Raw genomic sequence first — 20,623 nt, forward strand, 5'->3', positions numbered from 1 at the left:
GGGCGCGAAGACAGAAACGCGCCGATCCTGTCCGTAAAGCGCACCTAAATGACAGTCAGCAGACCTCTTCTTGGCTGCCGCTTGAGCAACCCATTGCTTAAGTGGAATGGGTTGTTCCAACTGTCCGTTTCGGGCTTTCCCCTACTTTTGCCAGAAGAAGTCCGGGGCCATTCCTCCACTGGGTATCGCGAGGCGAAGGTCAAGCGCGTCCCGCGATCGACGGCAGACGCAGCAGCTCGTCGACCCGCCGCCGGACCTCGGCCGCGCGGGCCGGGTCGCCGGTGCCGTAGGGGCTCTCGAAGTACGGCAGGACCGCGCGGTACTCGGCGAGCGCGGCGGCGCCGTCGCCGAGCTGCTCCAGGCAGAGCGCGGCGTCCTGGCGGAACGCCAGCGCCTGCGGGTCGGCCGGGCCCGCCTCGGCGGCCCGCTCCTCGGCGAGCCGGCGCAGCTCGGGCAGCGCCCGGCGGTACTGGCCGTCGTCCATCAGCGTCGCCGCGTACTGCTTGCGCAGGATCCGCACGACGGGGGAGCCCTCCCCGTGCCGGGCCGCGGCGGCCGGCAGGATCGCGCCGAGGATGTCCACGGCCTGGGTGATCCGCCCCTCCCCGAGCAGCCGCTTGGCCTCGTCGACGGCGCCCGCGACATCGGGCTGGGCGGCCTGGGCCGGCTCGGGCGCGAGACGGGGGTCCGCAGGGTCGCGCCGAGCTCCTCGCGTACGGCTTCGAGCGCGTCGGCGCCGCCCGCCGCGGCCGGGGGCGGCAGATGCCGGGCGGGGGCCAGGTCCACGTCGTCGTCGAGGAGTTCGATGACCGGGACCGCTCGGCTGACGCCGGGCCGCTCCTCGGCGGTGCCGTCCCGGTCGAAGGGCGCCCAGGCCTGAAGGACCGCGCTCCGCACGGTCTGCCACGGCAGCTTGTCGCGGCCGCCCCCGTCGCCGCCGGACAGCCCGGCCGCGTCGACGAGCAGCAGCTCGGGTGCGGGGCGGCTGCCCGCGCCGGGCTTGCGCAGCACCCACAGATGGAGCGGGATGCCGTACGGGGGCGCGGCTCCCGCGGGCAGGGCGATCACCGCCCGCAGGGCGCCCCGGCGCAGCAGCCCGGCGCGGATGCGGCGGCCCGAGCGGCGGGAGGCGGCGGCCGGGGGCATCAGCAGGACGGCCGTGCCGCCCTCGCGCAGCCGGGCCAGCGCGTGCTGCACCCAGGCCAGCTCGGACTCGGTGCGGGCGGGCAGGCCGTACTCCCAGCGGGAGTCGTACGCGAGCTCGTCATGGCCCCAGTTGCGCTCGTTGAACGGCGGGTGGCAGAGCACCGCGTCGACGGTGAGCGCGGGGAAGGCGTCGGCGCGCAGCGAGTCGGCGGCGGCGGTGCGCACCTCGGCGGGGCCGTGCAGGGCGAGCCGCAGCCCGGCCAGCGCCGCCAGCTCCGGGTCGGCGTCCTGTCCGTACACCGCCTCCGCGTGCGGGACCGCCCGCAGCAGCGTGCCGGTGCCGCACGCGGGGTCGAGCACCGAGGCCGCCTGCGAGGCCAGCGCGAGCGCGGCCATCAGCTCGGCGGGGCCGGGCGGGGTGAGCGTGTACTGGCGCGGGTTGGCGTCCAGCTGGCGGCCGAGCAGGAACTCGAAGGTCTGCCGGGCGCCCAGCTCGGCGGCGAGCTCCCCGACCCCGCGCAGCAGCGGCACGGACACGGCGAGCTCGGCCGGGCCCGGGGCGGGGGTGTTCACAGCGTCGCTGTGAACCGACTCGTCCAGCACCTTCGGCAGCCGCTCCGCCAGCGCGGCGTCGGAGAGCGCGGCGAGCCGGCGCCACCCATCCGGGTCGTCCCGTACGAGAAGGAGCGCGCGGCCGGCGTGGACCAGGCCCGCCACGGCTCCGGCGGGGTGACCGCAGAGCTGCTGCCAGACGCGCTCGCGCAGCGGGACCTCGGCGAGTTTCCCCTGGTCGCGCAGCCACTGCTCGACCTCGGGGAGCGCGAAGGAGGGGCTGGTCTCGGTGCCGCCGACGGGCCTCGGGAAGTCGGCGTGGCGGCGGCGCCAGTTGCTGACGGCCGCCCGGCCCACCCCGGCGAGCCGGGCGATCCCGGCGGCGGTCACCTCGCTTGCGTTGTCCGGCACGGACCCGACTCCCCTCGTCTGTTGTGCCTCCCAGCATAGCGATCACCACCTGAGCACTCCATACACGAGCGTGAACCACGCAACTTCCGTGAACCATGTTGACTCGGTTCACAGTCTCTGTTGTGATTGCCCCATCGGTTCACACGGCCCCAGGGCCCGACGGAAAGGCACTGCCATGTCTCAGCGGAAGCACAACTGGTTCGCCCGCCACAAGGTCCTCACCGGCGTCGGCGCGGTCGCCCTGGTGGTCGCCGTCGGCGGCGCGGTCGGCGCGGGCGGCGGCTCGGACGACAAGTCCCCCACCGCCGCGGCCACCAAGGAGACGCCCGAGAAGACGGAGAAGGCGGGCGGGACGGGCGAGACCCCGAAGGACGGGAAGAAGAAGGAGAAGGGCCTGGGCGACGGCAGCTTCCAGGTCGGCTCGGACATCAGGCCCGGCACCTATGTCAGCACCGGGAACAAGGACGGCTGCTACTGGGAGCGGGCCAAGGACGCCTCGGGCAGCACCGACGCGATCCTCGCCAACGACAATGTGACGGGCGCCAGTTACGTCACGGTGCTGGCGAGCGACAAGATCTTCAAGAGCAGCGACTGCCAGGACTGGCACCTCGTCGACCCCAAGGCCGCGAAGGGCGCCCCCAAGGCGACGCTCAAGGGCAACGGGGGCATGTTCAAGGTGGGCGCCGACATCGCGCCCGGCACCTACAAGTCGACCGGCAACAAGGACGACCAGTGCTACTGGGAGCGGGCCAAGGACGCCTCGCACAGCACCGAGGCGATCGCCGCCAACGAGAACGTGACGGGCACGGCGATCGTGAAGGTCGGCGCCGGCGACGCGTACTTCAAGAGCAGCGGCTGCCAGGACTGGGTGAAGACGGGCTGAGCGTCAGCCCTGCCACGAGGAGCGGGCGGGCCTCACCCCGTGGGCAGCTTCTGCTGCGGGCACTCGGTGAGGACCTTCTTCATCGCCTCCTTCTCGGCGTCCGTCACCCACACCCCGTACTTCTTCTTGACGGCCACCTGGTCCGCCACATACGTACAGCGGCCCGCCGCGAACGTGGGCAGCCAGGTCGCCGCGTCGCCGTCGCTCTTGCGGCGGTTGGCGCTCGCGTCCACGGCCAGCAGGTTCAGCGGATCGTTGGCGAAGGCCACCCGCTTCTTCTTGTCCCACTGCTGGGCGCCCTTCTGCCAGGCGTCCGAGAGGGCCACCACATGGTCGATGTCGACCTTGCTCGCGCCCCGGACGAACTTGATGGTCTCGCCGGTGTAGACGTCCTTGGTCAGCGTCCCGGACGCGACATCGCACTTGCCCTTGAACTTCACGTCCGTGAGGTCCCGTTTGAGGATGTCCTCGCGGGTGGCGCAGCCGTTGGCGTCGGTGTCGGTCCAGCCCTTGCCGAACTGGTCCCGCGAGTAACCGGTCTTCGCGGCCCGGCCCTTCACGGTGAGGGTGTCGACACCGGCGAGGGCGCTCCCCTGCGCGGCGGGCGCGCCGGGCTTCGCCTTCTTGGCGTCGCTCTTGCTGTCGGAGCATCCGGTGAGGGCGAGCGCGGCCGCGAGCGCGGCGGCGGGAAGGGCGATTCGGTACGTACGCATCACAACGGGCCGTCCTCGAAGGAAGTTGGCGGAACCCCGCGATCCTATGGAGTCCTACCCGGCCACCCGGCGGCCATAGGGGCTCGAAGGCGGAAAGCCGCGGCGGGCCCGGCCGCCCGCGCACGGCGGCGCGGGGCCCGCACCCGGCCGTGCCCCTCTCCACCGGCGGCGGGCCGCCCGCGACGGGGCGGTGGCGCGTAGCGTCGTGACCGGCCCTGCCTCCCCCACGAAGGAGACCGCGGATGGGGATCCTCGACCGTTTCAAGGACCAGGCGCAGAACAAGGCGGAGGACCTGGTCGACACCGTCGGAGACCAGATCGACGAGAAGACCGGCGGCCGGTTCGCCTCCCAGGTCGACCAGGCGCAGGACAAGGCGAAGGAGAAGGCGAGGGACGTCCTCGGCACCGACGCCGCCGAGCAGCGGCCGGCAGAACAGAGCGCGGACGGACAGAGCGCGGACGGACAGAGCCCGCCCGAGCGGACGTCCTCCGCGCGGAACCCGGAGGAGGAGCCCCCGGCCTGAGCTTCCCGGCGGGCCGCAGGCCACGGGCCGGTGGGAGGACGGGTGGGCGCGGCCCACCCGTCCCCTGCCGCCGGGCGGCTCTCAGCGGGCCGGGATCACGACCCCAGGATCGTGGTGAGGAACTCCCCCGTCCACGCCAGCAGTTCACGGCCCACCACCGGCTTGCCGCCGATCTTGCCCGTCGTCGGGCGCGGCACCAGGATCTGGTGGGTGGGCGCCTTGATCACCGTGCGCGGGTACAGCCGCTTCAGGCGCAGCTCCTGGGACTCGCGCAGCTCCACCGGCGCGAAGCGGATGTTGGAGCCCTGGAGCACGATCTCGCCGACGCCGCAGGCCCGCGCAAGCATCCGCAGCCCGGCCACGAGCAGCAGGTTCTCGACCGGCTCGGGCAGCTTGCCGTAGCGGTCGGTGAGCTCCTCCCGTACCGCCCTGATGTCCTCCTCGGAGTTGGCCGAGGCGATCGCCCGGTAGGCCTGGAGGCGCAGCCGCTCGCCCGGCGCGTAGTCGTGCGGGACGTGCGCGTCGACCGGCAGCTCGATCTTGACCTCCAGCGGCGCCTGCTCCCCCGAAGACCCGTCCCCGCCCTCCAGCTGCGCCCGGTAGTCCGCGACGGCCTCGCCGACCATGCGCACATACAGGTCGAAGCCGACGCCCGCGATGTGGCCGGACTGCTCGCCGCCGAGCAGGTTGCCCGCGCCGCGGATCTCCAGGTCCTTCATCGCCACGTACATGCCCGCGCCCATCTCCGTGTGCTGGGCGATGGTCGCCAGACGCTCGTGGGCGGTCTCGGTGAGCGGCTTCTCCGGCGGGTAGAGGAAGTACGCGTAGCCGCGCTCGCGGCCTCGGCCCACGCGGCCGCGCAGCTGGTGGAGCTGGGAGAGGCCGAAGTTGTCGCCGCGCTCGACGATCAGCGTGTTGGCGTTGGAGATGTCGATGCCGGACTCGACGATCGTGGTCGAGACGAGCACGTCGAACTTCTTCTCCCAGAAGTCGACGACGACCTGCTCCAGCTGGGACTCGCCCATCTGCCCGTGCGCCGTCTGGATGCGCGCCTCGGGGACGATCTCGCGCAGCCGCGCCGCCGCCCGGTCGATGGACTCGACCCGGTTGTGGATGTAGAAGACCTGGCCCTCGCGCAGCAGCTCGCGCCGGATCGCGGCGCCGATCTGCTTCTCCTCGTACGGCCCCACGAAGGTGAGCACCGGGTGGCGCTCCTCGGGCGGGGTGGTGATCGTCGACATCTCGCGGATGCCGGTGACTGCCATCTCCAACGTACGGGGAATGGGGGTCGCGGACATGGTCAGTACGTCCACGTTGGCGCGCAGCTTCTTCAGCTGCTCCTTGTGCTCGACGCCGAAGCGCTGCTCCTCGTCGACGATGACCAGGCCGAGGTCCTTGAACTTGGTCTCGGAGGAGAAGAGGCGGTGGGTGCCGATGACGATGTCGACGGCGCCGTCCTTGAGCCCCTCCAGGGTCGCCTTCGCCTCGGTGTCCGTCTGGAAGCGCGAGAGCGCCCTGGTGACCACGGGGAACTGCCCGTAGCGCTCGGAGAAGGTACCGAAGTGCTGCTGGACCAGGAGCGTGGTGGGCACCAGGACCGCGACCTGCTTGCCGTCCTGCACCGCCTTGAACGCGGCGCGGACCGCGATCTCCGTCTTGCCGTAGCCGACGTCGCCGCAGATCAGCCGGTCCATCGGGACCGTCTTCTCCATGTCCTCCTTGACCTCGGCGATGGTGGAGAGCTGGTCGGGCGTCTCCGCGTACGGGAAGGCGTCCTCCAGTTCGCGCTGCCAGGGGGTGTCCGGGCCGAAGGCGTGGCCGGGGGCGGCCATCCGCGCCGAGTACAGCTTGATGAGGTCGGCGGCGATCTCCTTGACCGCCTTCTTGGCCTTCTGCTTGGTCTTGGTCCAGTCGGCGCCGCCGAGCCGGTGCAGGGTCGGGGCCTCGCCGCCGACGTACTTGGTGACCTGCTCCAGCTGGTCGGTGGGGATGTAGAGCCGGTCGCCGGGCTGGCCGCGCTTGGCGGGCGCGTACTCGACGAGCAGATACTCGCGGGTGGCGCCCTGGACGGTGCGCTGGACCATCTCCAGATAGCGGCCGACGCCGTGCTGCTCGTGCACGATGTAGTCGCCCACTTCGAGGGTGAGCGGGTCGATGGTCTTGCGGCGCCGGGCCGGCATCCGGCCCAGGTCCTTGCTGACCGTGCGCTGCCCGGTCAGATCCGTCTCGGTGAGCACCGCGAGCCGCAGGCCCGCGTCCACGAAGCCGTACTCGACGGAGCCGCAGGCGACATGGACCACCGAGGGGCTGATTTCAGCCAGATCCGCGTCCAGGCGGGCGGCGATGCCCTCGCCGCCGAGGACCTCCACGGTCCGGGACGCCGGGCCGTGGGCCTCGGTCACATAGACCGCGCGCCAGCCGTCCGCGAGCCACTGCTTGGTGTCCGCGAGCGCCCGCTGGGTGTCGCCCCGGTAGGTCTCCGGCGCGTGCATCCCGAGCTTGAGGGTCTCATCGTCGAGGTCGGTGTCGTCGGCCGCGAACGGCGAGACGGACCACCACATCATGCCGAGCTCGCGGGCCCGGTCGCGGACGTCCGCGATGCCCCACAGCGAGGCCGCGCCGACGTCGATCGGGGCGTCGCCGCCCCCGGCCGTGGCCGCCCAGGAGGCCTGGAGGAACTCCTGGCTGGTCGCCACCAGGTCGGTCGCCCTGGTGCGCACCCGCTCGGGGTCGCAGACCACCGCCATCGCACCCTTGGGCAGCACGTCGAGCAGCAGCTCCATCTCGTCGACCAGGACCGGCGCCAGCGACTCCATGCCCTCGACCGCGATGCCCTCCGCGATCTTGCCGAGCAGCTCGCCCAGCTCCGGGTGCTGCTCGGCGAGCGCGGCGGCTCTCGTACGGACGTCGTCGGTGAGCAGCAGCTCGCGGCAGGGCGGCGCCCACAGCCCGTGCTCGGCGACTTCGAGGGAGCGCTGGTCGGCGATCTTGAAGTACCGGATCTCCTCGACGTCGTCGCCCCAGAACTCGACCCGGAGCGGATGCTCCTCGGTCGGCGGGAAAACGTCCAGGATGCCGCCCCTGACCGCGAACTCGCCGCGCTTCTCGACCAGTTCGACCCGGGAGTACGCGGCCGCCGCCAGGCCCTCCACGATCGCGTTCAGATCCGCCGACTGCCCGCTCCGCAGCGCCACCGGCTCCAGCTCCCCGAGCCCCTTGACCTGGGGCTGGAGGACGGAACGGATCGGCGCGACCACCACGCTGACCGGGCCCGCCGCCGGGTCGTCGTCCCGGGGGTGCACCAGGCGGCGCAGCACGGCGAGCCGGCGGCCCACCGTGTCGCTGCGGGGCGAGAGGCGCTCGTGCGGCAGCGTCTCCCAGGACGGGAACTCGGCGACCCCGTCCGGAGGCAGCAGCGAGCGCAGCGCCGCCGCCAGGTCCTCCGCCTCGCGCCCGGTCGCGGTCACCGCGAGCACCGGGCGTCCGCTCTCGCGGGCCAGCGCGGCCACCGCGAAGGGCCGCGCGGCGGGCGGGCCGACCAGGTCGACGTGCATCCGGTGGCCGTCGGCGGCGGCCTTGACCGCTTCGGCGAGCGCCGGGTCCCGTACCACCGCGTCCAGCAGACCGTGCAGGCTCATGAAGGGCTTCCATCCCGGGGAGAGGGCAACGCGAACCGCCCGACACGTCGCACGGGCCGGGGGTTCCCAGCCTACGGCGTGGGTGTGACAGCCGCGCGGGAAGCAAGCCAGGGGGCGCGCGTGGCCAGGATCACCCCTTCGGCGGTATTCCTGAGCAAAGGGTGAGCCTTTGCAAATCTTGTGGAACCCCATAGGCTCCGGCGGACGTGCCGAACGCCTGGCAGGACGGCGACGTCGCGAGACCATGCTTTGACATCTGTGCCCGAGGGGAACCCGCTCGACATGCCCGACCAGGCCCGGACAGCGCTCCTTCAGCCCGAGCCGGTGCTCACGAGCACCGGCATCCCGCAGCGGACCGGCTCCACCGCCGAGGGGAGCCGACCGAGCCGTATCTACGCACTCGACGGTCTGCGCCTCCTCGCGGCCCTCACGGTCGTCATGTTCCACTACATGGCGCTCACCGGACGATGGCCGGAATCCGACTCCCGGGCGAGATTTCCAGCCACTTACCCGGTGGCCGCCTACGGCTGGCTCGGCGTCCAGCTCTTCTTCCTCATCAGCGGCTTCGTGATCTGTATGAGCAGCTGGGGCAAACCGCTCCAGTCGTTCTTCGTCTCGCGCGTGGTGCGGCTCTACCCCGCGTACTGGTTCGCGGTCATCGCCACCACCCTGGTCGTGACGGCCGTACCGGGCGGGCTCAGGGGCCACCCGTTCGCGGACGTGGTCACCAACCTCACGATGTTCCAGGAACCGATGGGCGTCGAGAGCGTGGACAGCGTCTACTGGACCCTCTTCGCCGAACTGCGGTTCTATTTGCTGTTCGCAGTCGTCGCCTGGCGCGGGCTGACCTACCGCCGCGTCCTCTTCTTCTGCTGCGCCTGGGCGGTGGCCAGCGCGCTCGCCTACCAGTCGGACGACAGCACGATCCGGATGATCGTCATGCCGGACAACAGCTGGTGCTTCATCGCGGGTGTCGCGTTCTATCTGATGTACCGGTTCCGGCCGAACCTGATGCTCTGGGGCATCGTCCTGTTCTGCCTGGCCGCCTCGCTGCCCTCCGCCCACCGCACCTGGGAGCACGCCGGGGAGCGCCTCAGCCACCCGATGCCGTACTGGCCGGTCGTGGCGGTCATGGCGGCGTGCTTCGCGGTGATGGGTCTGGTCGCCACCGGGAAGCTGTCCTGGATCCAGTGGCGCTGGCTGCCGTACGCGGGCGCGCTGACGTATCCGCTCTACCTCCTGCACGAGTACATCGGCTGGGAGATCATCGGCGCCCTCTCCCCGCAGGTGAAGCCCGTCCCGCTGGTCAGCGGCGTGATCGCGCTGATGCTGGCGGTGTCCTGGCTGGTGCACCGGTATGTGGAGCGCCCGCTCGGCAAGCAGCTCAAGCAGGGCCTGCGGAAGCTCTGAGGCCCGCGCCGGGACCCGTCCGGGACCCGCCCCGGGGACCTGTCCGAAAATTCTTGCGGTGAGCTGTCAACCGAACGGCCACCGCCAGGCGTACATCCCGTGAGACCTGTCCGCCGACAGGTCTGTCCATCCGACGGGAGCCGCCTTGACCGACGACGAGTTCGAGGAGTTCTACGCTCACTCGGTCAAGGACCTGGTCGGCCAGGTCTATCTGATGACCGGCGACCTCCACGAGGCGCAGGACGTCGTCCAGGAGGCGTTCGTCCGGGCCTGGGGCCGCCGCGCGCGACTGCGGCGCGAGGCCGGGCCCGAGGCCTGGATCCGCACCGTCGCCTGGCGGCTCGCGGTGAGCCGCTGGCGCCGGGGCCGCCGGGCCGGTGAGGCCTGGCGGCTGCACAGCGGCGGCCACCCCGGCGCCGCGCACGGCCCCGACCCGTCCTCCGTCGCGCTCGTCGACGCCCTGCGCCTGCTCTCCGAACGCCAGCGGCGCGTGGCCGTCCTGCACTACGTCTGCGATCTCACCGTCGAGCAGGTGGCCGCCGAGACCGGCCTGTCCACCGGCACGGTGAAGACCCACCTCTCCCGGGCGCGCGCAGCGCTGCGGCCCCACCTCACCTCCGAGGAGGATCAGGGTGTCTGAATTCCCCCAGGGCTTCCCCGACGACCACGAGGGCGATCCCGACCTGGCCCGGGCGCTGAAGCGGGCCGCCGCCGAGAGCGGGCGCCGGGTCGTGCCGGAGCCGCCCGCCCGGGTCGCCGAGCGCGGACTGCGGCGACGGCGCCGCACCCTCGCCGCGACCGCCGCCTGTGTGGTCTGCCTGGTCGCCGGTACGGGCGCGGTCGCCGCCCTCACGATGCAGGGCGGCTCGGGGACGACGGTCCCGGCCAACCCGCCCACCCCGTCCGGGACACCGTCCGGCTCGCCCTCGTACGGCTCGGGCACCCCGTCCCGCAGCCCGTCCGACGCGGGCACCCCCTCGCCCCGCCACCCCGTCCCGCCTCCGCTGACCCGAGGAACTCACCGTGCACGGAGCTCTACTCACGCTGCCCGAAACCCGGGTCCCCTCCCCCCGCATACCTGGCCGAAAGGAAGCAAAAGGCCGCGGTGGCGTGCCCGGGCACCGGGACCCGTACCTCCTCGCCGCCGCGCTGTTCGCCGCGTACGCCACCGTCTCCGTGCTCCGCCACCGACGCATGGAGACGCTCTCCTGGGACCTGGGGATCTTCGAGCAGGCCGTCCGGGGCTACGCGCACCTGCGCGCCCCCGTCGCCGACCTCAAGGGGCCGGGCACCAACATCCTCGGGGACCACTTCAGCCCCGTCACCGCGCTGCTCGCCCCCCTCTACCGGCTCTTCCCGACCCCCGTCACGCTGCTCGTCGCCCAGGCCGCGCTGTTCGCGCTCTCGGCCGTGCCGGTCACCCGGGGCGCGGCGAGGCTGCTCGGCCGGGGCGCGGGACTCGCGGTCGGCGTCGCCTACGGGCTCTCCTGGGGCATCCAGCGCGCCGCCGACTTCGACTTCCACGAGATCTGCTTCGCCGTACCGCTGATCGCCTACGCGCTCGAAGCCGTACTGGACCGGCGCTGGCGGGCCGCCCTGTGCTGGGCGCTGCCGCTCGTCGTGGTCAAGGAGGACCTGGGGCTGACCCTCGCGGCCGTCGCGGTGGTCGTCGCCCTGCGCGCCCGGCGGAGCTCGCCGCGCACCGCCGCGTACGCGCTGGGCGTCGCAGCGTTCGGGATCGCGGCCGTCGTGGTCACCCTCACCGCGCTGATACCGGCCTTCAACTCGACCGGGGCGTACGACTACTGGGGCAAGACCACCGGCGCCGGGCCGTTCACCGCCTCCGGCACCAAGCTGCGCACCCTGCTGTGGCTGCTGCTGCCCACCGGGCTGCTCGCCGTGCGCTCCCCGCTGTTCCTGGCCGCCGTGCCGACCCTGGGCTGGCGCTTCCTGTCCTCCGACGACCACTACTGGTCCACCGACTGGCACTACAGCGCCGTGCTGATGCCCGTCCTGGCGCTCGCCCTCGCCGACGCCGTGGACACCGGCCGCCGCAGCGCGCGCCCCTGGCTGCGGACGTACGCCCGCCAGTTGCCGGCCGCCGCGGCCGCCGCCGCGCTCGCGCTGACCGCCTCGCTGCCGCTGTACTCGCTCACCGAGGCCGCCACCTACCGCAAGAGCCCCCAAGTGGCCGAGCGGGAGCGGATGCTGGCGGCGGTCCCGGACGGGGCCACCGTCGAGGCCAACGTCGGGCCGATCTCCCGGCTCACCTCCCGCTGCCGGGTGTTCTGGGTCGGCGACACCCGGCAGGTGATCCCGCGCTACATCGCGCTCGACAACGTCTCGGGCTGGGCCGGGAACCCGCTGGAGTACGCCCGCGAGCTGCACCCGGGCACGCGGTACGCGGTGGTGGGCGTGGCGTACGGCTACGTCCTGCTGGAGCGGCAGCCGTAGCCCCCACCCCCGCCGCCCGCAAAAGTGGCCCCGAACATGAAGCGGCCCCGGGGAGTTCGGAAGAACTCCCCGGGGCCACCCCGCCGACCCCCGTACGGCGGCTACTCGCTCGCGATTGCTCCGAGCACGTTCATTCGGCCCGCCCGGAAGGCCGGGACCAGGGCGGCGAACAGACCCACGAACGCCGATCCGACGAAGACCGTGATGATCGTCGGCCACGGGATGTCCAGGACACCCAGGCCCTCCAGGGCCAGCAGCTTCTGCGCGGTCGTCCCCCAGCTCATACCGAGGCCGAGGCCGAGCAGGGCGCCGAAGAGGGCGATCACCACCGACTCCAGACGGATCATCCGGCGCAGCTGGCGGCGCGAGAGGCCGATGGCGCGCATCAGGCCGATCTCCCGGGTCCGCTCGACCACCGACAGGGCAAGGGTGTTCACCACACCGAGCACCGCCACGATGATCGCGAGGGCCAGCAGGCCGTACACGATGTTCAGGAGCTGGCCGATCTGGTCCTTCAGGTCCTTCTTGAAGTCCGTCTGGTCCTGCACCTTGTACTGCGGGTACGGCTTGAGGGCCGCCTTCAGCGAGGCGTACGCCTCCTTGGCCTTGCCGTCCTCCGCCTTGGCGAACATGATCATGTTCTTCGGGACCCGGTCGGCGGGCAGATAGCGCTCGGCGGTCGTGACGTTGGTGTACATCGCGCCCTTGTCGACATTGGTGTCGTCCGAGGTGATCGCCGCGACCTTGAGGTGGGCCGTGCGGCCGCCCTTGAAGGCGACGGTCAGCGTGGAGCCGACCTTCACGTTGTGGTCCCCGGCGAACTTGTCGCCGACCGACATCGCGTCCTTGCCGTACGCCTCGGAGAGCTTGCCGGAGACCGTCTCGCGCCGCAGGTCCTCGGCGTAGGTCGGGCTGGCCGCGGCGAGGTCCTCGCTGCTGGTCTTCCCGTCCGGCGTGGTGATCTTCGCGTCCACCGACTTGTAGTCGGTGACATGGGCGATGCCCGGGGTCTTGCGGAGGGCGTCGGCGGCCTGCGGCACGATCGGCCGGCCGTCGTTGCTGCCCGACTGGACGATGAAGTCCGCGCCGACCGACTTGTCGAGCTCGGCGGTGGCCGAGGCGACCATCGAGGAGCCGACCACCGAGAGGCAGGCCACCAGGGCGAGCCCGATCATCAGGGCCGCGCCGGTCGCTCCCGTACGCCGCGGGTTGCGCAGCGCGTTGCGCTCGGCCATCCGGCCGACCGGGCCGAACATCCGCAGTACCAGGACGCTGATCACCCGCACCACACCGCCCGCGAGCAGCGGGCCGATGACCACGAAGCCGATGAGCGTGAGCACCACGCCGAGGGCGAGGACGCCCGAGCCGGAGCTGGCCTTGTCGGCGTGGGCCGCCGCGTAGAGCGAGGCGGCGCCGGCGCCGGTCAGGACCAGGCCGATGATCGCCCGGATCAGGCCCGCCTTGCCGTCCGCCGGCGTACCGGCGTCGCGGAGCGCGGCCATCGGGGAGATCTTGCCGGCCCGGCGGGCCGGGAGGTAGGCGGCCAGGACGGTGACCACGATGCCGAGCAGCATGCCGACCGCCGGGGTCGTCCACTTGACCGTCAGGTCGTCGGTGGACAGCTCCAGGCCCATGCCGCTCATGATCTTCATCAGGCCGACGGCCAGGCCGACGCCCGCGCCGACCCCGAGGACGGAGCCGAAGAAGCCGAGCAGCAGCGCCTCGACCAGGACCGAGCGGTTGACCTGCTTGCGGCTGGAGCCGATGGCCCGCATCAGACCGATCTCGCGGGTGCGCTGGGCGACCAGCATCGAGAAGGTGTTGATGATCAGGAAGATGCCGACGAGGAAGGCGATTCCGGCGAAGCCGAGCATCGCGTACTTCATCACGTCGAGGAAGGAGCCGACCGAGTCGCGGTTGGTCTCCTTGTTCTCGGCGGCGGTCTCCACCTTGTACGTACCGGCGCCGATCTTGGCGGCGACGCTCTGCTTCAGCTGCTTGTCGCTGACGCCGTCGGCGGCGGTGAGCGTGACGTTGGTGAACAGACCGGTCCGGCCGAGCAGTTCGCGCTGGGCGGTGGCGGTGTCGAAGTAGACGATCGCCGCGCCCGGGTTGGTCACCTTGAAGGAGGCGATGCCGGAGATCCTGGCCTTGAAGTCACCGGTGACGGCGATGGTGCGCAGCTCGTCGCCGATCTTCAGATCGTGCTTGTCGGCGGTGTCGGCGTCGACCATCACCTCGGTCGGGCCGCGCGGGGCGTGGCCGGAGGTGATCTCCATCGCCTTGAGGTCGTTGGCAGTCCAGTTGCCCGCGAGCGTGGGGCCTCCGTTGGAGGAGCCCATGTTCTCGTTCTCGGAGTTGACGACCGTGACGCTGGAGCTGGAGACGCCGCCCTCGGCGGACTTCACCCCGGCCGCGCCGCGCGCCTGCTCCAGGACCGAGGCGGGCAGCGTCTCGGGCGTGCCGGTCTGCGGCCGGTCGTCGGGCTTCGCGTTCTTCGGGGTGACGGTGACGTCGGCCGCGGTGGCGGCGAAGAGCTTGTCGAAGGTGGTGTTCATGGTGTCGGTGAAGACGAGCGTGCCGCACACGAACGCCACCGACAGCAGGACCGCGACGGCCGAGAGGGCCATCCGTCCCTTGTGCGCGAAGAAGTTGCGCATCGAGGTCTTGAGCACGGTCACGACGTCCGCCCCCGCGCGTCGAAGTCCTTCATGCGGTCGAGCACGGCGTCGGCGGTCGGGCGGAACATCTCGTCGACGATCCGGCCGTCCGCGAGGTAGAGCACGCGGTCCGCGTACGAGGCGGCGACCGGGTCGTGGGTGACCATCACGATGGTCTGGCCCAGCTCGTCCACCGAGCGCCGCAGGAAGCCGAGGACCTCGGCGCCCGCGCGGGAGTCCAGGTTTCCGGTCGGCTCGTCACCGAAGATGATCTCGGGCCGGGCCGCGAGGGCGCGGGCCACCGCGACACGCTGCTGCTGACCGCCGGAGAGCTGGGTCGGGCGGTGCTTGAGGCGGCCGGCCAGGCCGACGGTCTCCACCACGCGGTCCAGCCACTGCTGGTCGGGCTTGCGGCCCGCGATGTCCATCGGGAGCGTGATGTTCTCCAGGGCGTTGAGCGTCGGCAGCAGGTTGAACGCCTGGAATATGAAGCCGATCCGGTCGCGGCGCAGCTGCGTGAGCTTCTTGTCCTTGAGACCGGTGATCTCGGTGTCGTCCAGATAGATCTGCCCGCCCGTGACCGTGTCGAGCCCGGCCAGGCAGTGCATCAGCGTGGACTTGCCGGAGCCGGACGGACCCATGATCGCGGTGAACTGCCCCCGGGCGATGTCCACGTCCACATGGTCAAGCGCGACGACCTTGGTCTCCCCCGACCCGTACGCCTTGACGACCTGGCGCGCCCGAGCCGCGACCGCCGTTTGCCCTCCAGTACCCCCGTGCCTGGGAATGGTCACAGCCGTTGTCACGGTTCTTCTCCTCGTTGCGAGTCAGTGCGTCCTGCGTACGTCTTGAGTCTGACGATCGAGGCCGCCCGGCACCCTGGTGCCCGGCGGTGTCTTGAGCGGGGGGTTAGCCCCACCCCCCACCTGCGGCTCCCCGTAGCCGCTCGATGTAGGACCACGTTAAAGAACCGCTCCCCCTCTTCTCGTCCTCCGCCAGGACGAACAGCCCCTGCCCTGAAGTAGGGAGTAACCCGTAGGGGCTCTCCACCCCAGGGCTGAGTCCGGCCACGAGGACCTCCACCCCGCCGCTCTCTGTCGCCGCTCAGGCCCGGGATGAGAGGGTGGAGCCCGGTCAACTACATGCACCATGAACCGATCTTGGGGGAGTACGCCGTGAGTACTCGGGGCGGGTCCGGCGGCCGATCCGGCGGCGGCACGGAGGCGATACCCGGCGCGGCGGCCGAGTCCGTCCCCGCCCGGGGGCGCGGCCCGGTCGTCGCGGCCCTGATGCTGGGCATGGCGCTCGCCGCGCTCGACGGCACGATCGTCTCCACCGCCGTTCCGCAGATCGTCGGCGACCTCGGCGGGTTCTCCGTCTTCTCCTGGCTCTTCTCCGGCTATCTGCTCGCCGTCACGGTGAGCCTGCCGGTGTACGGAAAGCTCTCCGACACCTTCGGCCGCAAGCCGGTGCTCATCGCGGGCATCGTGCTCTTCCTCGCCGGGTCGCTGCTGTGCGCGGCCGCCTGGAACATGGCCGCGCTGATCGCCTTCCGGGTCTTCCAGGGCCTGGGCGGCGGGGCTCTTCAGGGCACGGTCCAGACGGTGGCCGCCGACCTCTACCCGCTCAAGGAACGCCCCAAGATCCAGGCGAAGTTGTCCACGGTCTGGGCGGTGTCGGCGGTGGCCGGACCGGCACTCGGCGGCGTGCTCGCCTCGTACGCCGACTGGCGCTGGATCTTCCTGGTCAACCTGCCGGTGGGACTCCTCGCACTGTGGCTGGTGGGGCGGCACCTGGTGGAGCCCGTACGGGCGAAGCCCGCGGCCGTGCCCCGGATCGACTGGGCCGGGGCACTGTGCGTCTTCGCGACCGGGGCGCTGCTGCTCACCGCACTCGTCCAGGGCGGGGTGGCCTGGGACTGGCTCTCCGCGCCCTCGCTCGGCCTGTTCGCCGCGAGCGCGGTGCTCGGGCTCGTCACGGTGGTGGTCGAGCGACGGGCCGCCGAGCCCGTCATCCCCGGCTGGGTGTGGCGCAGGCGCAGCATCTCGGCGGTGAACCTGGCGCTGGGGGCGCTCGGGCTGCTGATGGTGGCGCCGACGGTGTTCCTGCCGACGTACGCGCAGTCCGTACTCGGCCTCGACCCCGTGGCGGCGGGCTTCGTCCTCTCGGTGATGACCCTGAGCTGGCCGGTCTCCGCCGCGCTCTCCAACCGGGTGTACACCCGGATCGGGTTCCGCGACTCGGCGGTGATCGGCATCGGGCTCGCGGCGCTGATCCTGCTGGCCTTCCCGCTGCTGCCGTACCCCGGGCAGGCGTGGCAGCCCGCGCTCATCATGCTGGCGCTGGGCGGCGCGCTCGGCCTCTTCCAACTGCCGCTGATCATCGCGGTGCAGTCGTCGGTGGGGTGGGCCGAGCGGGGTACGGCGACGGCGTCGGTCCTGTTCTGCCGGCAGGTGGGGCAGTCCGTGGGGGCGGCGCTGTTCGGGGCGGTGGCCAACGCGACGATCACGTCACGGCTGGCCTCGGCACCGGTGTCCGGCCTGCCGGACGACCTCGACTCGGTCTCCCGCGCGCTGGCCTCGCCGGCCGGGCTGTCGCAGGAGGGGGCGGATTACCTGCGACGGGCGGTCGCGGCGGCGGTGGATCGCGTGTACGTGGGCGCGGCGCTGGCTGCGGTGGCGGCGCTGGTCGTTCTCCTGACGCTGGCGCCTCGGCGGTTTCCCGTGCGGGACGCTGACGCGGGGTGAGGGCCCGGTTTCGGCCGCGGGTCGGTGGGTGGGTGCTCGCGCGGTTCCCCACGCCCCTGAGGGGGTTGGGGATCCCCGGGGCGGGATGTGACGCCAGTGCGTGGTGTGCACCTGCGGGCCGTGCTGGGTTGCTCGCGCGGTTCCCCGCGCCCCTCAACCCGTGGTCGCCTGCAGGCCGTGCTCGCTTCTCGCGCAGTTCCCCGCGCCCCTGAGAGCCTGTGGCTGAGCTGGATTCCCCGGCTGCGGCGGACGCCCTGAGGGGCGCGGGGAACTGCGCGAGCAACCACCCACGGTCCGCGGACGAAAAACCGGCCCCCACAGCGGAGCGCCCCGCGGGGAACTGCGCGGCCAGCCCGCCGCCGGCCCGCAGGTGGGCCCCCGGCGTTACCTACGGTAACGATCCGGTCGGATCGAAAAGTTCGCGTCAGGGGGTCCCCAGACTCCATACCGACCGGTAAGTTCGCCGCCACCCACCAGCGCTTCCGGCTTCCCCGTCCCCCTCTGCAAGGAGCAGCCGATGCCGCACCACCGCTCCTCCCCCGGCCTCCCCCAACTCCGCACCGCCTACCGTCTGTTGCGGCGCGTCTCCACCCTCACCGCCCTCGGGTACTTCGTCCTCTTCCTGTTCCTCTCCGGCTACACCCCCGGTCTGCTCGCCCGGCACGTCTCCGGCGGGCTCACCGCCGGACTGCTGCTCGGGCTCTGCCAGTTGCCGGTGACGCTGGCCGCGATAGCCGTGTACGAGTGGACCGCCCAGCGGACCGTCGACCCGCTCGCCGCCGCCATCCGCCACCAGGCCGCGCAGCGGCCGGCGAACTCCCGCCGGTACACGGACGGAGCCGCCCGATGACCGGATTCGCCTCCGACGCCCGGGCCATGTCCCTGGTCGCGTTCATCGCGGTGATCACCGTGACCCTGCTGCTCTGTGTGATGACCGCGCCCGACCGCGACGACCTCGGCGAGTTCTACACCGGCTACCGCTCGCTCTCGCCGCTGCGCAACGGCCTGGCCATCGCCGGGGACTACGTCTCGGCGGCCACCGTGCTCAGTACGGTCGGGGTCATCGCGCTGACCGGGTACGACGGCCTCGTCCTCACCCTGAGCACCGCCCTCTCGCTGGTGCTGCTGATGTTCCTGCTGGCCGAACCGCTGCGCAACGCGGGGAAGTTCACCATGGGCGACGCGTTCGCCCGGCGGGCCCCCGGCCCCGCCGTCCGGGTCACCGCGTGCCTGGTCACGCTCGCCGCGCTGCTGCCGCTGATGGTGGTCCAGCTGGCCGGCGCGGGCGACCTCATCGCGTTCGTCCTGGGCTTCGACGCCGCCCAGTTCAAGACCGGCTGCATCGTCATGCTCGGCCTGTTGATGATCGGCTACGCGGCGATCGGCGGAATGAAGGGAACCGCCTTCATCCAGGCGGTCAAGACCGTCGTCCTCGCCGCCTCCTCGCTCGTGGTCGCGGGCCTGGTCCTCAACCGGTACGGGTGGAGCCCCGGCCTGCTGCTCGGCGAGGCGGCGCGGGGCAGCGGCGCGGGCCCGGCGTACCTCTCCTCCGGGCTCCAGTTCGGCGGCGACTCACTGGACATGATCAGCTCGCAGCTCACGGTGGTGATCGGCGCGGCCTGTCTGCCGCACATCACCATGCGGATGTACAGCGCCCGCAGCGCCCGCGCGGTCCGGCGCTCGCTCTCCTGGGCGGTGTCGGCGGTCGTGGTCATCTGCCTGGCGCTGATCGTGATCGGCTTCGGCGCGGCGGCCGTGGTGGGCCGCCGCGCCATCACCGAGGCGGACCCGCAGGGCAAGACGTCCATCCTGCTGACCAGCCAGGCGCTCGTCGGGACGCACGCGTCGACGCTCGGCGCCCTGCTCTTCACGGCGGTCGCCACGGCGATCTTCATGACCCTGCTGGCCTCGATCTCCGGGATGACCCTGGCGTGCGCCAACTCGCTCGCCCACGACCTGGTCGCCCACGGGCTGCGCGGCCGGGCCGGAGTGCGGGACGCCACCGAGACGAACACCGCCCGGGTGGCCGCGCTCGCCATCGGCGTCCCGGCGATCGCGCTGGCGACGGCGGCCCAGAACCACAACCTCCAGCCGCTGGTCACCCTCTCGTTCTGCCTGGGCGCGTCCGCGCTGGCCCCGGCCCTGATCCTCAGTCTGTTCTGGCGCCGCTACACCCGGGCGGGCCTGCTGTGCACCCTGATCGGCGGAACGCTGTTCACGGCGGTGGTGATGACGGGGACGAAGCTGGTGTCGGGCTCGCCCCAGTCCGTCTTCCCCGCCTACGACTTCAACTGGTTCCCGTTCACCACGACGGGCATCGTCTCCATCCCGTTCGGCTTCGCGGTCGGCTGGCTGGGCACGGTCCTGAGCCGCCGTGACGTGTACGCCCAGCGGCAGCGGTACGAGGCGGTGGAGGGCTGGATCCTGGCGGGCGCGAGGCGCTGAGTCCGTCGCACGGCCCCGGCGGCTCAGCCCTCCGCCGGGGCCCGCCCCGTCAGGCCCGCCAGACTGCTCCGTACATGCGCCATGTGCGCGACGGCCTCCTCCCGGGCCTCGGCGTGCTCCCGCAGCACCTGTTCGGTCTCGCGCGCGATGCGCTCGGCCCGCACCCGCGCCGCCGCGACCAGCTCCGCGCCCCGCGCCTCGGCGTCCTCCTGACCGTGCCGGGCCGACTCCTGGGCCTCGGCGCAGACCCGGCCCGTCTCGGCCAGGGCGGCTTCGGCGTGCGCGGTCAGCTCGGCGTGCCGGGCGTCCGACTCGGCCCGGCGCGCGGCCACTTCACGGTCGAGGGCCTCGACGCGCTCGGCGTGCTCGCGTGCCTGCTCGGCCAGGGCGGCCCCGGTCCGCTCGCGCACCTCGCGCAGCGCGTCCGCCGCCTCCGCACGCCGCTCACGCGCCTCGGCACCGGCCTCGGCGCACTGCTCGTCGGCGCTCGTCCGCGCCACGAGCAGCAGATGCCGTGCCCGCTCCTCGGCCTCGGCGCGGACCGTCTCCCCGTACGCGCGGGCGGTCTCGCGCAGTTGGCGCCCGGCCGCCTCCGCCGAGTCGCGCACGCCCGCCGCCTCCTCGTGGGCGCCGGCCCGTACGGCGTCGGCCTCCTCGACCGCCAGGGCGTGCAGCGCCTGCGCCCGGCGGCCGAGCGACTCGTACGACTGCGGGCCGAGCGCCGCGACCCGGTCGCGCAGGGCGGCCGCCTCCGCCTCCATCCGCTTGGCGAGGACGGTGAGCCGCGCCGCCCGCTCCCAGGCGGCGTCGCGCTCCTCGCCGAGGAGGGCCAGTTGACGGTCGACCTGGTCGGTCCGGTAGCCCCGGCCGCCCCGTACGGCGGCGAAGCCCTGGGGTGCCTGCGGTGGTTCGGGCGCTGCACTCATCCTTGACGTCCTCCGACCTCTCCGACCTCTCCGAACACGACGCGATCCGGCCACATCCTGCTGGATCGAAGCGAAGTGGTCATAACGCGACACTCCGCCCATCCGTAACGGCCA

Annotated in this window: 13 protein-coding genes and 2 pseudogenes; 8 read left to right on the forward strand and 7 right to left on the reverse strand. The window is 72.2% G+C overall.

All coding sequences use genetic code 11. The features are described 5' to 3' along the window. Nucleotides 1-229 precede the first annotated feature (229 nt). Together A8W25_RS12705 and A8W25_RS35700 are read right to left on the reverse strand one after the other, a co-directional pair. Nucleotides 230-658, reverse strand: a pseudogene (locus A8W25_RS12705) (serine/threonine protein kinase); the annotation flags it as partial. A gap of 164 nt (nucleotides 659-822) precedes the next feature. Beyond that, nucleotides 823-1,542, reverse strand: a pseudogene (locus A8W25_RS35700) (HsdM family class I SAM-dependent methyltransferase); the annotation flags it as partial. A 742-nt stretch (nucleotides 1,543-2,284) separates the two neighbouring features. On the opposite strand from A8W25_RS35700, the gene A8W25_RS12715 reads away from it, so the two are divergent. After that, nucleotides 2,285-2,992 carry a hypothetical protein gene (locus tag A8W25_RS12715; protein ID WP_067159922.1) on the forward strand — a complete coding sequence of 236 codons (708 nt, stop codon included), beginning with the start codon at nucleotides 2,285-2,287 and terminating at the stop codon, nucleotides 2,990-2,992. A gap of 32 nt (nucleotides 2,993-3,024) precedes the next feature. Here the strand turns inward: A8W25_RS12715 and A8W25_RS12720 are convergent, their stop codons facing one another. After that, nucleotides 3,025-3,705: an HNH endonuclease family protein gene (locus A8W25_RS12720; protein WP_067159924.1), complete on the reverse strand. Its 681-nt coding sequence runs from the start codon at nucleotides 3,703-3,705 to the stop codon at nucleotides 3,025-3,027. Nucleotides 3,706-3,947: 242 nt separating this feature from the next. Here A8W25_RS12720 and A8W25_RS12725 point away from each other — a divergent pair, with 242 nt between their 5' ends. After that, nucleotides 3,948-4,229 carry an antitoxin gene (locus tag A8W25_RS12725; RefSeq protein ID WP_067159927.1) on the forward strand — a complete coding sequence of 94 codons (282 nt, stop codon included), beginning with the start codon at nucleotides 3,948-3,950 and terminating at the stop codon, nucleotides 4,227-4,229. A 95-nt stretch (nucleotides 4,230-4,324) separates the two neighbouring features. On the opposite strand, the gene mfd is transcribed toward A8W25_RS12725, so the two are convergent. Next, entirely contained in the window at nucleotides 4,325-7,867 is a 3,543-nt protein-coding gene (mfd, locus tag A8W25_RS12730) for a transcription-repair coupling factor (RefSeq protein WP_067159930.1), read from the reverse strand. Between the two features lie 282 nt (nucleotides 7,868-8,149). Here mfd and A8W25_RS12735 point away from each other — a divergent pair, with 282 nt between their 5' ends. The 3 genes from A8W25_RS12735 to A8W25_RS12745 all read left to right on the forward strand — a co-directional run bounded on the left by A8W25_RS12735 (nucleotide 8,150) and on the right by A8W25_RS12745 (nucleotide 11,731). Then, entirely contained in the window at nucleotides 8,150-9,277 is a 1,128-nt protein-coding gene (locus A8W25_RS12735; protein WP_158942495.1) for an acyltransferase family protein, read from the forward strand. A gap of 145 nt (nucleotides 9,278-9,422) precedes the next feature. Next, nucleotides 9,423-9,917, forward strand: coding sequence for a SigE family RNA polymerase sigma factor (locus tag A8W25_RS12740; protein ID WP_067159935.1), 495 nt, complete (start codon nucleotides 9,423-9,425; stop codon nucleotides 9,915-9,917). A 470-nt stretch (nucleotides 9,918-10,387) separates the two neighbouring features. Then, entirely contained in the window at nucleotides 10,388-11,731 is a 1,344-nt protein-coding gene (locus A8W25_RS12745) for a DUF2079 domain-containing protein (RefSeq protein WP_234386413.1), read from the forward strand. A 101-nt stretch (nucleotides 11,732-11,832) separates the two neighbouring features. Here A8W25_RS12745 and A8W25_RS12750 read toward each other — a convergent pair whose 3' ends face one another. Then, nucleotides 11,833-14,412 carry an ABC transporter permease gene (locus A8W25_RS12750; RefSeq protein ID WP_067159939.1) on the reverse strand — a complete coding sequence of 860 codons (2,580 nt, stop codon included), beginning with the start codon at nucleotides 14,410-14,412 and terminating at the stop codon, nucleotides 11,833-11,835. Next, on the reverse strand, nucleotides 14,409-15,197 hold the full coding sequence (locus A8W25_RS12755) for an ABC transporter ATP-binding protein (RefSeq protein ID WP_067159942.1): 789 nt from the start codon (nucleotides 15,195-15,197) through the stop codon (nucleotides 14,409-14,411). Before A8W25_RS12755 ends, A8W25_RS12750 begins: the two co-directional genes overlap by 4 nt. A 336-nt stretch (nucleotides 15,198-15,533) precedes the next feature. Between A8W25_RS12755 and A8W25_RS12760 the strand changes: the two genes are divergently transcribed. From A8W25_RS12760 to A8W25_RS12770, 3 genes are all read left to right on the forward strand, one after another. After that, entirely contained in the window at nucleotides 15,534-17,138 is a 1,605-nt protein-coding gene (locus A8W25_RS12760) for an MFS transporter (protein ID WP_079125985.1), read from the forward strand. Nucleotides 17,139-17,655: 517 nt separating this feature from the next. Beyond that, nucleotides 17,656-17,988: a DUF485 domain-containing protein gene (locus tag A8W25_RS12765; protein ID WP_079125986.1), complete on the forward strand. Its 333-nt coding sequence runs from the start codon at nucleotides 17,656-17,658 to the stop codon at nucleotides 17,986-17,988. Continuing rightward, the gene (locus A8W25_RS12770) at nucleotides 17,985-19,583 is read left to right on the forward strand and encodes a cation acetate symporter (protein ID WP_067159948.1); all 1,599 of its coding nucleotides are present in this window, start codon (nucleotides 17,985-17,987) and stop codon (nucleotides 19,581-19,583) included. The genes A8W25_RS12765 and A8W25_RS12770 overlap by 4 nt, the downstream gene beginning before the upstream one ends. A gap of 23 nt (nucleotides 19,584-19,606) precedes the next feature. Here the strand turns inward: A8W25_RS12770 and A8W25_RS12775 are convergent, their stop codons facing one another. Then, nucleotides 19,607-20,509, reverse strand: a complete 903-nt coding sequence (locus A8W25_RS12775) for a cellulose-binding protein (RefSeq protein ID WP_067159950.1) — start codon at nucleotides 20,507-20,509, stop codon at nucleotides 19,607-19,609. Between the last annotated feature and the right edge of the window lie 114 nt (nucleotides 20,510-20,623).

This window comes from Streptomyces sp. ERV7 (genome assembly GCF_001653515.1).
Lineage (GTDB): Bacteria > Actinomycetota > Actinomycetes > Streptomycetales > Streptomycetaceae > Streptomyces.

What these genes read in the sequence shown, in the direction of transcription:
- A8W25_RS12775 (WP_067159950.1), bottom strand. Translation starts at nt 20,509, where the DNA reads ATGAGTGCAGCGCCCGAACCACCGCAGGCACCCCAGGGCTTCGCCGCC.
- A8W25_RS12735 (WP_158942495.1), top strand. Translation starts at nt 8,150, where the DNA reads ATGCCCGACCAGGCCCGGACAGCGCTCCTTCAGCCCGAGCCGGTGCTC.
- A8W25_RS12715 (WP_067159922.1), top strand. Translation starts at nt 2,285, where the DNA reads ATGTCTCAGCGGAAGCACAACTGGTTCGCCCGCCACAAGGTCCTCACC.
- A8W25_RS12720 (WP_067159924.1), bottom strand. Translation starts at nt 3,705, where the DNA reads ATGCGTACGTACCGAATCGCCCTTCCCGCCGCCGCGCTCGCGGCCGCG.
- A8W25_RS12770 (WP_067159948.1), top strand. Translation starts at nt 17,985, where the DNA reads ATGACCGGATTCGCCTCCGACGCCCGGGCCATGTCCCTGGTCGCGTTC.
- A8W25_RS12765 (WP_079125986.1), top strand. Translation starts at nt 17,656, where the DNA reads ATGCCGCACCACCGCTCCTCCCCCGGCCTCCCCCAACTCCGCACCGCC.
- mfd (WP_067159930.1), bottom strand. Translation starts at nt 7,867, where the DNA reads ATGAGCCTGCACGGTCTGCTGGACGCGGTGGTACGGGACCCGGCGCTC.
- A8W25_RS12760 (WP_079125985.1), top strand. Translation starts at nt 15,534, where the DNA reads ATGCACCATGAACCGATCTTGGGGGAGTACGCCGTGAGTACTCGGGGC.
- A8W25_RS12725 (WP_067159927.1), top strand. Translation starts at nt 3,948, where the DNA reads ATGGGGATCCTCGACCGTTTCAAGGACCAGGCGCAGAACAAGGCGGAG.